This is a genomic window from Mammaliicoccus sp. G-M28, from assembly GCF_022386595.1.
In the GTDB taxonomy this organism is placed as follows: domain Bacteria; phylum Bacillota; class Bacilli; order Staphylococcales; family Staphylococcaceae; genus Mammaliicoccus; species Mammaliicoccus fleurettii.
Genome location: NZ_JAJNIF010000005.1, coordinates 18,464 through 34,127, shown reverse-complemented (window position 1 = coordinate 34,127; position 15,664 = coordinate 18,464). Strand labels below are relative to the sequence as shown.

At 30.8% G+C, this 15,664-nt stretch carries 20 protein-coding genes and 1 pseudogene; 6 read left to right on the top strand and 15 right to left on the bottom strand.

What is annotated here, in order from left to right:
- Nucleotides 1–26: 26 nt before the first annotated feature.
- From araA to LQ609_RS06535, 4 genes are all read right to left on the bottom strand, one after another.
- Entirely contained in the window at nucleotides 27–1,454 is a 1,428-nt protein-coding gene (araA, locus tag LQ609_RS06550) for an L-arabinose isomerase (RefSeq protein ID WP_481817186.1), read from the bottom strand.
- Complete coding sequence (locus tag LQ609_RS06545) at nucleotides 1,450–2,160, bottom strand: L-ribulose-5-phosphate 4-epimerase (protein ID WP_239734475.1); 711 nt, start codon at nucleotides 2,158–2,160, stop codon at nucleotides 1,450–1,452. The genes araA and LQ609_RS06545 overlap by 5 nt, the downstream gene beginning before the upstream one ends.
- A gap of 10 nt (nucleotides 2,161–2,170) precedes the next feature.
- Nucleotides 2,171–3,832 (bottom strand): xylulokinase, encoded by a 1,662-nt coding sequence (locus LQ609_RS06540; RefSeq protein ID WP_239734474.1) that lies wholly within the window; start codon nucleotides 3,830–3,832, stop codon nucleotides 2,171–2,173.
- Nucleotides 3,833–4,061: 229 nt separating this feature from the next.
- Complete coding sequence (locus LQ609_RS06535; RefSeq protein ID WP_078358335.1) at nucleotides 4,062–5,273, bottom strand: MFS transporter; 1,212 nt, start codon at nucleotides 5,271–5,273, stop codon at nucleotides 4,062–4,064.
- 264 nt (nucleotides 5,274–5,537) lie between these two features.
- On the opposite strand from LQ609_RS06535, the gene LQ609_RS06530 reads away from it, so the two are divergent.
- The 3 genes from LQ609_RS06530 to LQ609_RS12760 are packed head-to-tail and all read left to right on the top strand — an operon-like array spanning nucleotide 5,538 to nucleotide 6,167.
- Nucleotides 5,538–5,819: a transposase gene (locus tag LQ609_RS06530; RefSeq protein WP_239734473.1), complete on the top strand. Its 282-nt coding sequence runs from the start codon at nucleotides 5,538–5,540 to the stop codon at nucleotides 5,817–5,819.
- A gap of 41 nt (nucleotides 5,820–5,860) precedes the next feature.
- Nucleotides 5,861–6,058 carry an IS3 family transposase gene (locus LQ609_RS12765; RefSeq protein WP_481817184.1) on the top strand — a complete coding sequence of 66 codons (198 nt, stop codon included), beginning with the start codon at nucleotides 5,861–5,863 and terminating at the stop codon, nucleotides 6,056–6,058.
- Nucleotides 6,042–6,167 carry an IS3 family transposase gene (locus tag LQ609_RS12760; RefSeq protein WP_078358332.1) on the top strand — a complete coding sequence of 42 codons (126 nt, stop codon included), beginning with the start codon at nucleotides 6,042–6,044 and terminating at the stop codon, nucleotides 6,165–6,167. The genes LQ609_RS12765 and LQ609_RS12760 overlap by 17 nt, the downstream gene beginning before the upstream one ends.
- A 323-nt stretch (nucleotides 6,168–6,490) precedes the next feature.
- On the opposite strand, the gene LQ609_RS06520 is transcribed toward LQ609_RS12760, so the two are convergent.
- On the bottom strand, nucleotides 6,491–7,579 hold the full coding sequence (locus LQ609_RS06520) for a GntR family transcriptional regulator (RefSeq protein WP_239734471.1): 1,089 nt from the start codon (nucleotides 7,577–7,579) through the stop codon (nucleotides 6,491–6,493).
- A 108-nt stretch (nucleotides 7,580–7,687) separates the two neighbouring features.
- A complete protein-coding gene (locus tag LQ609_RS06515) occupies nucleotides 7,688–8,539 on the bottom strand; it encodes a LysR family transcriptional regulator (RefSeq protein WP_239734470.1) in 852 nt (283 codons plus the stop codon).
- 98 nt (nucleotides 8,540–8,637) lie between these two features.
- Between LQ609_RS06515 and LQ609_RS06510 the strand changes: the two genes are divergently transcribed.
- Entirely contained in the window at nucleotides 8,638–9,612 is a 975-nt protein-coding gene (locus tag LQ609_RS06510; protein WP_239734469.1) for a YeiH family protein, read from the top strand.
- A gap of 60 nt (nucleotides 9,613–9,672) precedes the next feature.
- Nucleotides 9,673–10,494 carry a trypsin-like serine peptidase gene (locus tag LQ609_RS06505; RefSeq protein ID WP_239734468.1) on the top strand — a complete coding sequence of 274 codons (822 nt, stop codon included), beginning with the start codon at nucleotides 9,673–9,675 and terminating at the stop codon, nucleotides 10,492–10,494.
- 11 nt (nucleotides 10,495–10,505) lie between these two features.
- Here LQ609_RS06505 and LQ609_RS06500 read toward each other — a convergent pair whose 3' ends face one another.
- From LQ609_RS06500 to LQ609_RS06480, 5 genes are all read right to left on the bottom strand, one after another.
- The gene (locus LQ609_RS06500) at nucleotides 10,506–11,003 is read right to left on the bottom strand and encodes a Rossmann-fold NAD(P)-binding domain-containing protein (RefSeq protein ID WP_107509392.1); all 498 of its coding nucleotides are present in this window, start codon (nucleotides 11,001–11,003) and stop codon (nucleotides 10,506–10,508) included.
- Between the two features lie 737 nt (nucleotides 11,004–11,740).
- Entirely contained in the window at nucleotides 11,741–12,115 is a 375-nt protein-coding gene (locus LQ609_RS06495; protein ID WP_239734515.1) for a nuclear transport factor 2 family protein, read from the bottom strand.
- Nucleotides 12,116–12,183: 68 nt separating this feature from the next.
- Nucleotides 12,184–12,393, bottom strand: a complete 210-nt coding sequence (locus tag LQ609_RS06490; protein WP_078358326.1) for a hypothetical protein — start codon at nucleotides 12,391–12,393, stop codon at nucleotides 12,184–12,186.
- Nucleotides 12,394–12,522: 129 nt separating this feature from the next.
- Nucleotides 12,523–13,302: a GH25 family lysozyme gene (locus tag LQ609_RS06485; protein WP_239734467.1), complete on the bottom strand. Its 780-nt coding sequence runs from the start codon at nucleotides 13,300–13,302 to the stop codon at nucleotides 12,523–12,525.
- Nucleotides 13,303–13,332: 30 nt separating this feature from the next.
- Complete coding sequence (locus LQ609_RS06480) at nucleotides 13,333–13,527, bottom strand: DUF6440 family protein (protein ID WP_078358324.1); 195 nt, start codon at nucleotides 13,525–13,527, stop codon at nucleotides 13,333–13,335.
- 71 nt (nucleotides 13,528–13,598) lie between these two features.
- Here LQ609_RS06480 and LQ609_RS06475 point away from each other — a divergent pair, with 71 nt between their 5' ends.
- Complete coding sequence (locus tag LQ609_RS06475; protein WP_239734466.1) at nucleotides 13,599–13,913, top strand: thioredoxin family protein; 315 nt, start codon at nucleotides 13,599–13,601, stop codon at nucleotides 13,911–13,913.
- A gap of 2 nt (nucleotides 13,914–13,915) precedes the next feature.
- On the opposite strand, the pseudogene isaB reads toward LQ609_RS06475, so the two are convergent.
- From isaB to LQ609_RS06455, 4 genes and pseudogenes are all read right to left on the bottom strand, one after another.
- A pseudogene (gene isaB / locus LQ609_RS06470) lies at nucleotides 13,916–14,440 on the bottom strand (immunodominant staphylococcal antigen IsaB family protein); the annotation flags it as partial.
- A 157-nt stretch (nucleotides 14,441–14,597) separates the two neighbouring features.
- Entirely contained in the window at nucleotides 14,598–14,804 is a 207-nt protein-coding gene (locus LQ609_RS06465; RefSeq protein WP_237687724.1) for a hypothetical protein, read from the bottom strand.
- Nucleotides 14,805–14,821: 17 nt separating this feature from the next.
- Complete coding sequence (locus LQ609_RS06460; RefSeq protein ID WP_107509397.1) at nucleotides 14,822–15,007, bottom strand: helix-turn-helix transcriptional regulator; 186 nt, start codon at nucleotides 15,005–15,007, stop codon at nucleotides 14,822–14,824.
- A gap of 13 nt (nucleotides 15,008–15,020) precedes the next feature.
- The gene (locus LQ609_RS06455; protein ID WP_078358595.1) at nucleotides 15,021–15,341 is read right to left on the bottom strand and encodes a hypothetical protein; all 321 of its coding nucleotides are present in this window, start codon (nucleotides 15,339–15,341) and stop codon (nucleotides 15,021–15,023) included.
- Nucleotides 15,342–15,664: the final 323 nt, after the last annotated feature.

The window sequence follows — 15,664 nt, the reverse complement described above, 5'->3', positions numbered from 1 at the left end:
TTGAGATTGAAAATGATCACATTTGCTTAGTTAATCAACACATATTCTAAATTGAATAAAGTGGCTAAAGTGATGACTTGATCTTTTGTTAAACTTAATGATATGACAGTATGATGTCCCCCACCTTGTTTGATCCATTCTTTAATGCCATTTTTAAAGTCTGGTTTTACTTTCCAAATGACACGAGCAACTGGTAAATTTGGAGCTTCTTCTTCAGGAACAAATGATTCAACCTCATTTATTAACATTCTAAAGTTTGTACCCATATCTGAAATAGAAACAACTACCCCTTCACCTGCTTTACCATCGAACACTAATCTAGCAGGATCGTTCTTGCCTCCAATACCTAAAGGATTAACAACTACTTTAGGCTTTGTTTCTGCTAAAGTTGGATCAACTTCTAACATATGAGAACCTAAAATCGCTTCTTGTCCAGTTCTCATTTCGTAAGTGTAATCTTCCATAAATCCAGTTTGTTTATTGTGTGACATCACTTTTAGCAACCTATCAAGTGCTGCTGTTTTCCAATCACCTTCACCTGCAAACCCATATCCTTGCTCATTTAATCTTTGAACTGCTAAACCAGGTAATTGCTCCATTCCATATAAATCTTCGAAATTAGTAGTAAACGCAGTATAGCCACCCTCATCTAAAAATTGTTTAATACCAATTTCATATTTAATTTGTTCTTTAACTGATGACTCCCATTCATCCACTTCATATTTACCATAATCAAAATCATATATTTCTTTATATTGTTCAAATAAATGTTCTATTTCATTATTAGAAACCTTATTAATAACAGTTGTTAAATCGCCAATTCCAAAGTAATCAACTGTCCATCCTAATTGAATTTGCGCTTCTATTTTGTCACCTTCAGTTACAGCAACATTTCTCATATTATCTCCGAATCTCGCAACTTTTATATTGAAGCTTTCGTTATATGCATATGCTACATTCATCCATCGTCCAATTTGTTCTTGTATTTCTTTTTCTTGCCAGTGACCTACAATTACTTCATTGTTTTTATTTAGTCTCTCATTTATGTAACCATACTCCCTGTCACCGTGAGCCGATTGATGTAAATTCATATAATCCATATCGATTGTTTCCCAAGGAATGTGATTGTTAAATTGAGTAACAAAATGTAATAAAGGTTTTTGCAAAATTTTTGTACCTCTAATCCACATTTTTGCTGGAGAGAATGTGTGCATCCATGTGATCACACCTTGTACTTCATCTTTGTAATTAGCTTCTTTCATAACTGAAGTTATAATATCTTGTGATATAGCTAACTCATCTTTTAATTGAATTTTAAATGGAAAGTTCCCTTCTTTATTTAATGTATCTACAATAGTTTGTGCATTTGATTGTACTTTTTTTAGTGCTTCTTCTCCGTATAGTTCTTGAGAACCAACTAAAAACCAAAAAACTTTTTCTTTACTCATTTTAATTTCCTCCTTGAGTTGCTTGTCCGTAATATGAATTTTTCCCATGTTTTCTTTCATAATGTTTATTTAAAATTCTATTTGGTAAATACTCACTTGATTCATTTAATTGTTTAGTAAATAAATTCATCTTACATACTTCTTCAAGAACAACTGCATTCATTACAGCATGCTTCGGACTATCCGCCCACACAAATGGTGCATGTCCATGCAACAATACGCCAGGTATTTCAAGTGGATTAATATCCTGTTCTTTAAAAGTTTCAACAATTACATTTCCAGTTTCATGTTCATAATTTCTGTTGATTTCTTCCTCAGTTAAGTGTCTAGCACAAGGAACTGGTCCAAAGAAAGTATCAGCATGTGTTGTGCCATAAACTGGTACATCTAATCCTGCTTGTGCCCAAATTGTTGCCCATGTTGAATGTGTGTGTACAATACTTTTTATATCTTTAAATGATTTATATAAAACAGCATGTGTTGGCATATCAGATGATGGATTAAGTGAACCTTCTATTACTTCACCTCCTAAATTACAAACTACCATGTCATCTGCAGTCATAACATCGTAATCTACACCACTTGGTTTGATAACAAATAAATTACTTTCTCTATCAATTGCACTCACATTTCCCCATGTATATTTAATAAGTTCTCTTCTTGGCAATTCTAAATTCGCCTCAAATACTTCTTTTTTTAATTTTTCTAACATGTTTTCACTCCTAAATGACATATTGATTAGCATTTCTTTCGATATCTAATCCTTTTTTATATTTTTGGATGAACTCTTCATATTCTTGTACATCTTTTTCAGTTGGATAGATGATATTACCGTCTTCCTTATCAAAAATATACTGCTTTAAATATTGATTTAACGGTAACGACTGCTCATTGTTAACCATGTAGCTTGCAAGTACTGCCATTCCCCATGCTCCACCTTCATTAGCAGTCTTCAAAACTTCAACTGAACTATTTAAAGATGCTCCTAATATTCTTTGTGCGATATTTTTTGTTTTAAATATTCCGCCATGTACAACAAATGAATCAATCGTTACTTGCTCTTCTTCTTTAAGAATATCCACACCCATTTTCAATGTACTAAACGCTGACATAATATGCGTTTTCATAAAATTAGCTAAATTAAATTGACTATTTGGGTGTCTTAAAAACATCGGAATACCTTCATTGATTTTAGTTATATTTTCTCCAGAAACGTATCCATAAGATAAAAGATTTCCATTTTCTTCATCTGCCTGTTGTGAATGGTTGAATAGTCGTTCAAACAATTCATTTCTATCAACTTCTACGTTCATTAATTCGAAAGCTTCTTCAAATAAATTTACCCAAGCATTTATGTCTGAAGTGCAATTATTTGTATGTACCATAGCAACTAAATCTCCTACTGGTGTTGTTACAATATCTATTTCTGGATAAACTCCATTTAATGATTTATCTAACACGATCATTGCAAATGCACTTGTTCCAGCTGAAATGTTACCTGTTTTCTTTTCTACACTATTAGTCGCTACCATTCCCGTTCCTGCGTCTCCTTCAGGTGGACAAAGTGGCACTCCTGCTTCTAACTGACGAGAAGGGTCTAATAAACTTGCACCTTGTTCTGTTAAACGACCTGCTGATTCTCCAGCTTCTAATACTTCAGGAAGTACAGATTCGATAGACCAATCAAACTGTTCATTTTTAATTAAATTATCAAATTGATTTAATTTTTCTTGATCGTAATTTTTGGAGTTTGGATCTATCGGAAACATGCCTGATGCATCGCCAATACCTAACACTTTTTGCTCTGTAAGATACCAATGAATATATCCTGATAAAGTTGTTATAAATTTAACTTCCTTAACATGTTGTTCTTTATTTAAAATTGATTGATACAAATGCGCAATGCTCCAACGTTCAGGAATATTGAAGTCAAAACACGCTCTCAAATGATTTGCCGCTTCTTCTGTATATGAATTTCTCCATGTTCTAAATGGAACAAGTAAATCGTCATTTTTATCAAAAGCTAAATATCCATGCATCATACCGCTAATTCCTATAGACTTTACTTTCTTTATAGAGATATTAAATTTTGATTGAATATCATCTGTCATAGATTTATAACTTTTTTGTAAACCTATCCATACATCATTAATTGAGTATGTCCAATAACCATTTTCAAATTTATTTTCCCATTCATAATATCCAGAGCCTATCGTTTCAAAGTCCCTGTCTATCACAACTGTCTTAATTCTTGTTGAACCTAATTCAATACCTATAGATATTTCTCCATTCAATATTTCTGAACGAATTCCATCTTTAACCAAAATACCGCCTCCAAATGCAATCGCTTTCAAAAAGAAATATAACACCACTTGACCGTACATGTCAAATTTATTATTAATTTGTCCATATATGTATTTTGATCAAAAAAAGAAGAAGTGCTTAAAATTAAGCATTTCTCAGATGATATCGCACCAGAAGATATTAAATATTTAGATACTATTGAGTCAATTGAAGAGTCAATAATGGTAAGTCTACTTATGAAATAGCTGTTGAAAATTCACCATTTGTTTATCAAGTAAATTATTTTATTAAATTTAAAAAGATATGCCCTTAGACATATCTTTTTAAATGTTGATATACAAACACCAATATTAAACAAGTGATCATAAACACAGTGAATGAAATTAAGTAAAAACCTGTATTGGAATCAAACAGAGCACCCGCAATTAATATACCTAGTGGCATAGTAATTTGAGATAATGTTTGTTGAGTAGCAAAATATTTAGCTTTTATTTCTTCTGGGACTTGTTTTTGAACATATATATTTATAGGAATATTACTGAGCATTACTCCAATACCTATTAAAAACATTCCACACATATAAACAACAAGAATAATAAGGTCCTTAAACATAAATACAAATGGTAAACATATAATCAAAGTGCCTATGGAGATTATCAAATACGCTAATTGCACATTTAAGATTATTCCACCCTTTTTCTTAAAATAAGGATAGATAATTGCAAACAAAAAACCAGCTGTAGGAAAAGTCGCTTCTAAAAATCCAAGTTCTTTAGAACCCATATCGAAATATGTTACAAAACTTGCAGGTATACCTAAAGTTATAAAAGCAAATAGAAAATTAATTATTATTCCAGAAGTCACGACAAGTAATATATCTTTTTTTCTCTTAACAAAATTCCATACAGTTTTATAACTTTGTATGAAGCTTTCACCTTTTGACTTTTCTAAAGCTTCAATTTCCTTATTTTTATACGTCAATAATAGTGCTAAAACCAATGTAATAGTTTCTGTAACTAGCATAATAATTATGAAATTTTGAACTGGCATAATTGCATATATCAATCCACCAAGTATTGGTGACCCAATTTGAACACCATTTTGAATCGCACTTCTATGTGAAACTGTTTTATCAATATATTTTTCACCAACTAATTCCAGTAATCCGCTATTGAACGATAAACTCACCACTATGTCAGTAATATTCAAAATAATAACTAATATATAAATATATACTAAATTATTTAATGATTGGTCAATAATCGAATAGGCTATTATAGTTATAATTGTCAACAATTGAAAAGAAGTGATGAGTAATTTTCTAGGTAACTTATCAATGAAAAAACCAGCTATAGGACTTCCCACAATAAATAATACTGAATATATTACAACTAAGTATGAAAAATATTTTGGACTTCCAGTTATATTTAAGATATGGAACGATAAAGCGAATGTAAGTAATTTACTACCTATAACACTAAAAAAGGTTAAAAGAACAAGATATAGATAATTTTTTTTCATTGTATAACCTCATTTATTAAATATTTAATTCATTTTTGTAATAATGATCTAGTAGTAATTCGGAGACTTTCTTTTAAAATACCATCGAGTAACTGATTATACTCATTAGGTTCAATATACTTTTTGTATCTTAATAATACACTTCCTAAACCACATGCTCCATCATATAAGTATAGTGACTGAATATTTGGATCAGCTACTCTTAACTAGACAACTTTTATAAGGAAGGTTAGTCTTAATTTAAGAAAGTAGGCAATTCTTTTTATGAAAAAAAAGAGAAGGACTTTCAGTCCTGAATTCAAACTTCAAATGGTTCAATTGTTCAAAAATGGAAAATCTCGAAACGATATTATTCATGAGTATACTTTAACACCATCTGCACTCGACAAATGGATTAAAGACTATGATAAGACAGGGTCATTTAAACAGCAAGATAATCTCAGTGAAGATGAAAAAGAGTTGAAAAGATTACGTAAAAAAAATAAGCAGTTAAGGATGGAAACAGATATTTTAAAGCAAGCAGCGCTGATAATGGGACGAAAATAAAAGTTATTAGGCGAAATAGCCATCAATATTCGGTATCAGCCATGTATAAAACCCTTAAAATATGTCGTAGTACTTATTACTATGAAGTAAATGTCGTGAAAAAAGCAGAGAAAGAAGCACAAGAAAATCTACTGGCAGAAAGCATTATCAGTATATTTAATAAGAGTAGAAAATGTTATGGATCTAGGAAGATTAGAGAAGCATTAAAAGCCAAGGGTTTAGATGTTTCAGAACATTAGTGAACTTAATTTACAACTATCTGATTATATTAATTGGTTTAATCATCATAGAATTCATGATTCATTGAACTATCAAACGCCAGTGAATTATAAATTAAGTACCACATAAAAATTGTCCAGTTTACTGTTGACATACCAATTTTCTTGACTAATGTTACGGAACCAGTAGAAGGACGTCCGTTATTTAAACGGTATTTATCTTCTACAAGTTCAGAAACAAAGTTTAAATCTAATAATTTATCAACTCCTAAATAAAATTTCATCAATATTATAAAATATTTTGGTAATATTCGGTATTTTTTTAGCGATGACTCCTGCGGGAAAAGCATGATTCGAAGACTACAGGCTGAGAACATGCCCGCGGAAAGCATGCGCATAAAAAAATGCCGGCAAAGTCTAAGTCTTTGTCGACACTCTGAGAAATGCTTAAAATTAAGCATTTCTTCTTTTTACACTATTTCTTATAATAATTTCTGTATCCATAATTTTTGTTTCACCAATTTGTCCGGTGTTAATGGTCTTTAGCATCCACTTTGCAGCCTCAACGCCTAGCTCTTCTTGAGGGTGAGAGGTTGTTGTCAATGATATATCTTCTAGTTGGCTTAAAATTGAATTATCTTCACCAACTACTGAAATATCATCAGGGACCTGCTTACCTTTTGCTTTTAATTTTTTAATCAATGAATAAGCAATTTCATCGTTGTAACACACAAATGCAGTGGCAAATATTTCTTTATTCAATATTTGCTTAACAACTAAATCTAACACTTTCTCCATCGTTTCAGTAGTATAAGTAAATATATTTTCACCTTTAAAAATAGCATCCAATGTATCAAAAGCTTTTATATATCCTTTCATACGAAACTTGCCTTGCATATCATCTATCTTAGTTATTAAAGCAATATCTTCATGCCCTTCATTCAATAAATAAGAAGTAGCAAGATAACCTGATTTTGTATCATCTATACTGATATATGGAATATCCATTTCTTCATAACCAGCATTAATCATCAATACAGGAATATCCTTACTTTTAATTAATGAATAATAAGATAAATTAGGATTAAACACGTTGCTCTTAGTAGGTTCAACAATTAAACCTTGAATACCTTGGTCAATCATCATTTCTAGGCATCGACGTTCACCTTCATGTGTATTATTCGTACTGGCTAAAATTAAAGAATATCCATTAGTTCCTAGTATTTTTTCAATCCCTCTTATAATACTTGGAAATATGTAATCAGATAAGTATGTAACGATAACGCCAATTTTTTTGCTATCACCACTATTCATGTGATTATTTAAATAACCATCACTTACTATGGAACCTAAGCCTTTTTTCTTTATAATATAACCATCATTTACCAATAAATCTATCGCTTGTCTCACCGTATGTCGGCTAACATGATAAAATTCTTGTAATTTTTTTTCAGAAGGTATTGTTTCACCTCGCTTATATTCTTGATTAATAATATTATCTTTCAATTGATATGCAATTGATTTATATTTCGGCTCTCCCATAAAATTTCTCCATTCGCTCTTATAATTTCTTATAAAAATTATAACATATACAATATTTATATTTGAAAATGAAAATATAGATGACAAGATTTACTGTTACTCAGCACCCTACCTAAACTGATATTCTTTTATCTCATCCATTATTGCATTATATTTATTTGTTTTGTATCTTGATTTGTTAGATACGATAAAGAAGTTTCGATATAAGTTTAGATCGTTTGTTGTGATAAATTTTTTATCAAATGACTTTATAGAGAAGTTAGACAATATTGTATATCCCATGTTTTGTTTGACGAGCTCTAATATTAATTGATTATCGTTGATTACAACTTTTCTTGAGGTTAAGTCTAATTGTTGTAAGAGCATATCTTGGTAATATCTAATGCCGGACCCTGTTTCTCTTACATAACATCTCATATCGTTTAAATTTTCATTGATTTGTTTATTCTTAACTATCAGCAATTTATCTCTTGTTAACACTTCGCTATTTATTTTGTCATCTATTACAGGTTTCTCAATTATGCCTATATCTAGTGAATAATCTTTTAAACGACTTAATATATCTGCTGAGTTGTACACGTATATGTGTATATTTAAGTTAGGATATTTAGTTTGTAAGTAAATGGTTAAATCCAATAACATCGACTGTCCAAATGTATGACTTGTTCCTATTACAAACTTACCTTTCACTTCTTCTTTATGCTGATTAATCTTTGTATACAATTGTTCGTCTAATATGGCTAATTGACAGGCATAGTTATACAGTTCTCTACCTTCTTCTGTTAATACAATTTGCTTTCTAGTGCTTTCGAATATTTTGATTTGATATTTGTCTTCAAGTGTTTTGATATCTCTACTTATGGAAGGTTGTGATTTAAAAAGTTTTTCTGCAGCTTTCGTAAATCCTTCTTCTTCAACGATAACTTTTAATATATTTAATTTATCTTCCAACTCATCCACTCCATATCATTTTTGTTATATTATATATTTAAAAATAGCATTTCACAAATAACGCTCTTCCTTTTAAACTATAGTTAAGGGAATTAGGGGGCGTTATTATGAGTAAGAAATTCATATTGGGTGTCGGGTTTACATTCATTATCGCAATTGTAAGTATATTATTATCTAACTTGCCTATTTTAAATAAGGTTGGTGCTTTGGCTATTGCGATTATAACTGCGATTTTGTATAGACATTTTAAAGGGTACCCAACACAAATAGAATCGGGCGTTGTATTTTCTTCTAAAAAGCTACTTAGATTAGCCATCATACTTTATGGCTTAAAGCTTAACTTATCTACGATTGTTAATGAAGGTGGCACGCTGTTATTACTTGATGTTGGTGTTGTAACATTTGTTATTTTCTTTATTATTTTGCTCAATAAAATCATTAAAGGAGACAAAGATTTAGTCTTATTATTAGGAGTTGGTACAGGAGTTTGCGGTGCGGCAGCTATTGCAGCGATTTCACCAATATTAAAATCTAAAGAAAGTGATGTTGGTATAAGTGTAGGTTTAGTTGCAATTATGGGAACTATTTTCTCGTTAACATATACATTGCTCTATGCATTATTCCCTATGGATCCAGAAGTTTATGGGATTTGGTCGGGGGCTAGTTTACATGAAATTGCACATGTTATTTTAGCTGCTGATGCCGGTGGTACAGAGGCGCTTAGTATCGGGCTATTGACTAAATTAGGAAGAGTATTCTTACTTATTCCTTTAAGTATCATTTTCTTAGTTATCGTAAATAGAAAAAAATCTAATAAAGTTTCTCAAAAAATTGATTTTCCATACTTCTTAATTGGGTTTTTAGTAATGAGTGCCATTAACACATTTGTTCCAATTCCAGAGAGTGTTTCAAATGTAATTAGCACATTTACTACATTAATTTTAATTATGGCAATGGTAGGAATTGGATTAAACGTTTCATTCAATGACATAAAAGCAAAAGCTTTCAAACCAATGATTGCTATGGCTATAACATCTATCGTACTTTCAGTCATCACATTTTTCATAACAAGTATTTTATAAAAATTATAATAGGGTATAACATAGGCAATATTCAATTTTGAGAAAGATTGTGATGAAACTATGTTATGCCTTAAATTATTTTTCGTGCTATTTATATCATTATTCAACTATTTTTTCGTTGATCATGATGAAACAGCAACATATAAAGATACATTCACAGAAGCAACACATGCAGATTACAATGATGCATTTAAACTAGGTTCACAAATACCAAATGATTTATTAACAATTAAACCTTACGATACAGATAGCAATAATCATTTCAAAGGTGTCGGTAAAGTATCATCAGATAAGACTGGTAAATCAGGGAATGGGGCAACTGGTTTTGTCATTGATGATCATACAATTATTACCGCAGCTCACGTAGCTAGTGATGACGATGGTAATAAAGAAACAAAGCAATTTTATTTCTATCCATCTAAATCAGATCAACAAATTCCTATGAAATTTAAAGTTAAAAAGTTTTATACATCGTCTGAAAGAGACGTCGCTATACTCATTACAGAACAACGTTTATCTAAAAAGGTAAGACCATTAACATTAGCATCCGAACAAGAAATTAAAAAAATGCAAACTAAAGAACCACTGTACATGTTAGGATATCCGAGCGAACATCCGTACAATGGTCAACTTATGTATCAATCAAAAGGTTACTTCCTTAAACCAACTCAAAATTACATTGAGTATATCGGACATTTGCATAGAACAATCGGCTTCTCAGGATCACCCGTGTTTAATAAACACAATCACGTTGTCGGCGTACATTCACATGGCATACGACCAGAATTGCACATAAAAAATCAATCAACAAGAGACATTTATACAGGCGGACCACTCCTCACAGGAAAAACAAGAGCTTTCATTGAGGAGCATCGTGAATGATGAAAATAGATTTATCTTGTTACATGGCCCACATGAACACTTTTCTTATTTCTAAAAGATTCTAGCACTCCATTAGAAATTTCTTCATGAGTGAGCCATCGATTATCAATGTCATTGTATCCCAGTTTAATTATATGAACTTTATATTTTTCAAATAATGAATTATCCAAATTCATCGAACTATTACCTTTGCATAAATAAATTGATGTATTTTCATCAGCTTTAATGTTCTCTAATAATTCATAAAAATATTTATAATAACTGCTATGTATCCAAATAATTATATTAATGATGTTAATTTTCTCATCATTAATATAATTCCCAAGTTTTTTAAAGTCATTTGCGTCTGAAAAATCAAATTGTAAAAATTTTGCACTGTCATGATTATTTAGCAAATTTTTATATTTATTTTTATCTCTACTACATAATAAAACTTGATTTTCAACATTTATAATTTCTTGAGTTGCTTGTAACAGCATGCCTGATCCACCTATTATTAAAGTAGCCATTTTACATAATCACCTTATTTTTATAATCAGAGTATCTAAACTAAGTTATTATTTATTCTTGGTACACTTGTTCACACTTCTTTAGACTTGTGTAAATATAGCTGCCCTTACTTACACTTCTTTAGACTTGTGTAAATATGGCTGCCCTTGTTCACACTTCTTCCGACTTGTGTGAATATGGATGCCCTTGCTTACACTTCTTTAGACTTGTGTAAATATGGCTGCCCTTGCTTACACTTCTTCCGACTTGTGTAAATATGGCTGCCCTTGTTCACACTTCTTTAGACTTGTGTAAATATAGCTGCCCTTACTTACACTTCTTTCAACTTGTGTGAATATGGATGCCCTTGCTTACACTTCTTTCAACTTGTGTGAATATGGATGCCCTTGCTTACACTTCTTTAGACTTGTGTAAATATAGCTGCCCTTGCTTACACTTCTTTAGACTTGTGTAAATATAGCTGCCCTTGCTTACACTTCTTCCGACTTGTGTAAATATGGCTGCCCTTGTTCACACTTCTCTCGACTTGTGTGAATATGGATGCCCTTGCTTACACTTCTTCCGACTCGCGTAAATATAGCTACCCTTGCTTACACTTCTTCCGACTTGTGTAAATATAGCCACCCTTGCTTACACTTCTCTCGACTTGTGTGAATATGGATGTCCTATGATAAGAGAGTGGGACAACGAAATCTTGTCATAAAATTAGATTTCTGCCCTACGCTCTTTATTCATTCTATTGATTTGAGAATAATTGATCGTCTTTTGGTTGGTTTTCTAAATACACAATTTTTCCATTTGCATCTAATCTTGCTATATCTTTACCTTCTTGTGTGTAAACGCCTGTCTCATATCTATTACCACAAACTGCCCAATGTGTTTCGAAACTACCGTCTTCGTTTTCTGTCCAACCGTTATGCATATGTTTCAAGTCTTTGTTTGTTGTATACACACTTTTTACAAACTGTTTCCAAGCTTCTTTACCTTTAAATGTCTTATTATTCAATACAAATTCAATTTCATCACTAAATAATGCATTTAACTTCTGAAAACTTTCTTCACTATATCTTGATTCATCAAATAATTTAAAATAATCATCTAATATATTCATTAATTCACCTTCTTTATACTCGATTATATCTTGCATAACCTTGAAGTTAAATCATATTGTCTTATTACTTAAATAACAAAAAAGAAGAAAACAATTAAACAGATAAACAATAATAAGACACTTGAAAAGAATATCCAACCTTTATTTCTATCAGATTGATTCTTCTCCTTTTTGGATAAAAATGAATATATCATACCATCTTTCCCCATTAATATTACGATAGAATATGCCAAGAATATGAATGTAATTATAGCTAAAATAATAAATAATATATACATTTATAACACCTCTCTCTTTATTCGAGTGAACCTTACTTTCTATCTATGATAATGTATATAGTTACTATACACTCAATCAAACTTACTACAAATAGACTTTTTGAGAGGTTTCATATGATTAAGTATATTTTAAGAGATAAACCAGCTTGATTGAACGTTAGGACTTAATACATTAGCATCTACGTTTTGATCAAGTTCTTCTGAATAATAACTGTCTGTATATTGCCATAGTACATGTTCTCTTTCTGGCTGTGTTTCTTGATAAGCTGCTAACCAATATCCGTCATATGATTTTACTGCTGTTGCTGTATTATTGAGCATAAAGTCTTCATATGAATATAATAGGACTTTTTTATCTCCTGAATACTTTCTCATTTCTTCTAACCATGCTTGAGTACTTTCATCAGATGTGCCTGAAGTTACAGTTTCTTCTTCGTAATCATTAATGTAGAAGCTTGCGTTCGGTGCTCTATTATATAATGATTTTGCTTCTGTTCGTGCATCACTCGCATTTTCGTACATGCTATATGAATACACACCATATTTCATATTATTTGCTTCTAATAATTTTGAGTTTGTTGCAAAAGTTGCATCTTTATAATCTGATCCATACTGTGCTCTTAATATAATAAAGTCATAATTTGCTTTTAATTTTTTTACTTGTGCAGAGGTTAGTTTACCTTGCCATTCTGATAAATCAAGTATTGAATCTTCTTTAGGAACGACTGCCGCTTCTTTTGTTTCTTGGCTTTTTCTATGTTGTGTATCTTGTTTATTTTCTATGTATTTCTTATAACCATTTCCCATTGTACCTGCTTCTTTTGATGCTTCAGCAATTTTTGAGGGTGCATTTACAATAAAAATCAATAAGGTTATAGCTACGACGATGCGTACAAATCTACTAAACATTTAAATACTCCTTTGTGTATTACTGAAAAATTATTTCATGTTATCTATTATAGGATTACCGTTCTTGTCTAATAATGGTGTTAAACTGCTACCAGTTCCTACCCAAGCGTGTACATAATTAACGCCTGTTTCACGATCAACTACAACAGTAAATCTACCTAAAGATTTAATATTTTCTTTAGATTTCACATAAAATCTTTCGTCTTCGTTCTTATTACCAAACATATCATTCACTCCTTTTCTCCTGTAATGGTATAATACTTGCCGATATATTGAAATGATAGGAGAAGATTTTTATGAAAATTATAAACACTTTTGACGAATTAAATGAAAAAATTAATGCCCATACGTTCACTTTGATATATGTTTCTAGTGAAAATTGTTCTGTATGTAAAGCTGATCATCCAATTGTGCAAAAAATGGCTGAAAATTATAAAATCCCAGCATATGAAATAGTCGCTAATCAGGTTCCTGAAGCAGTTGGACAATTAAACTTATTCACTTCACCCGTAGTCATGCTTTTTTACAATCAAAAAGAAGTCCACCGACAAGCCCGAATAATAGACTTTGATGAACTTCAATATCGTATTGAACAAATAAATAATTTATAAAGTTATTCTACTAATGTATAAAAGTCAATTCTTGTTACAACACCCTTTTCATCAGATGTGAAGGCAATTTTGTAACCATTTAAATTATAAGAATATTGACCTTCTATACTACGAGGATTTCCAGTTTTAGAATAATCCATACCATAAGATTCTCTAACATCATCTATAGATAAATTAAATTGTTCAGCGTTCGTCGGTTGTGCGTTTGCATCTAAACCATAATTACTATAGACATTTAAATTTTGATCATATAAGTTAATATTTTTTGCTTCGTCTTGATGTTCTTTTGCGTAATTTTCATGTGCAGGTGTTTCATAACCGTTTAAAGTGAAATTACCTGATTCGAATCCTTTTTTGAAAGTATCTGTTATAAAGAATCCTGGGTCGTAACTAACATATCCATTATAATAAGAAGTATAAGGTTGAGACGCTTCGCTTTCCATATTACCATTGCTTGCTGCATCCACTGTATTCCCGTTGCTAGCTGCACCTACTGTAAATACTGTCGCTAATGCTAAACCGCTTGAAACAAAAAATCTTTGAAAATTTGTTCATTCGATCTCTCTCCCTTTTTATAGATTATGTATCTAAAGACGATACAGCTACATCCTACTATATTGAATTTCAATTACAAGGGAGGAATAATAAACATTTATTGTATTTTTATACTTTTGTTTAATAGTATTACGTTTTAGTAATAACCTTAAAATAAGTTTGAATTCCTAAAAATATAATAATGCCAACTAATAATATTAACCAAACAACATTAAACTCGCCTGTCGTAAATTTCGTATATAAATTATAAATAACTAAAGCAAATATAAAATACACTACAGTATACTTAGAAGCGATAAATACATGTTGTCTTTCCATTTCATCTTGCTTCTTCAAAATAATCTTCCTTTCTTTTAAGAGAATAATTCATCTACAGTTACATCAAACACTTCTGCTAATTTGAAAGCTAGTGCCAATGTAGGATCATATTTATCATTTTCAATTGCATTAATCGTCTGTCTCGTCACTTTTACATTTTTACTTAACGTATCCTGTGACATTCCCATTTGCTTTCGATATTCCCGTATTTTATTCTTCACAACTTACCTACTCTCAACTGTATTTCTTCTTTACTATTAAAACATTAATTGCATATATAATGCCTAACAAAACAATAAAAAGTATTTCAGGATTTTGAGTGAAGACATTCTGTGCATTCCCATTTAAGCCAGAAAGTTTAATCGCTATATAGGACATGATAATCAAGAACATATAACCAAATGTGTTAGACAGTATTTCGAGTCTTATTCTCAATTGCCTTTCATCCAGTCTTCGCTCTTTTTTAAATTCTTTAGTATTAATTGCTATATATTTATAGTAAACCGTCCACATGACTAATGTAATAATAATAAAAAGTAACCATTTCAATACCATAAAAATTGCACCTCCAAATGTCAAAAGTTTTTTACATTTATTAGTCTAACATCTGAGATAAACATGTCAAATACTTTTTACATTTAGAGTGTTGATAGATATAAAACATATACTACTGTTTTTATGTTCAGGCTATAGCAGAGTGTGCTTTGGAGAGGTGCGTTATAAGCAGATTTCGGACCGCTATTTTATTTTATCGGTCCGTATTTCGCGTTTCTGGACCGCTATTTTATTTTATCGGTCCGTATTTCATGTTTCTGGACCGATATTTATTTTATCGGTCCGTATTTCGTGTTTCTGGACCGCTAATTTTATTTATCGGT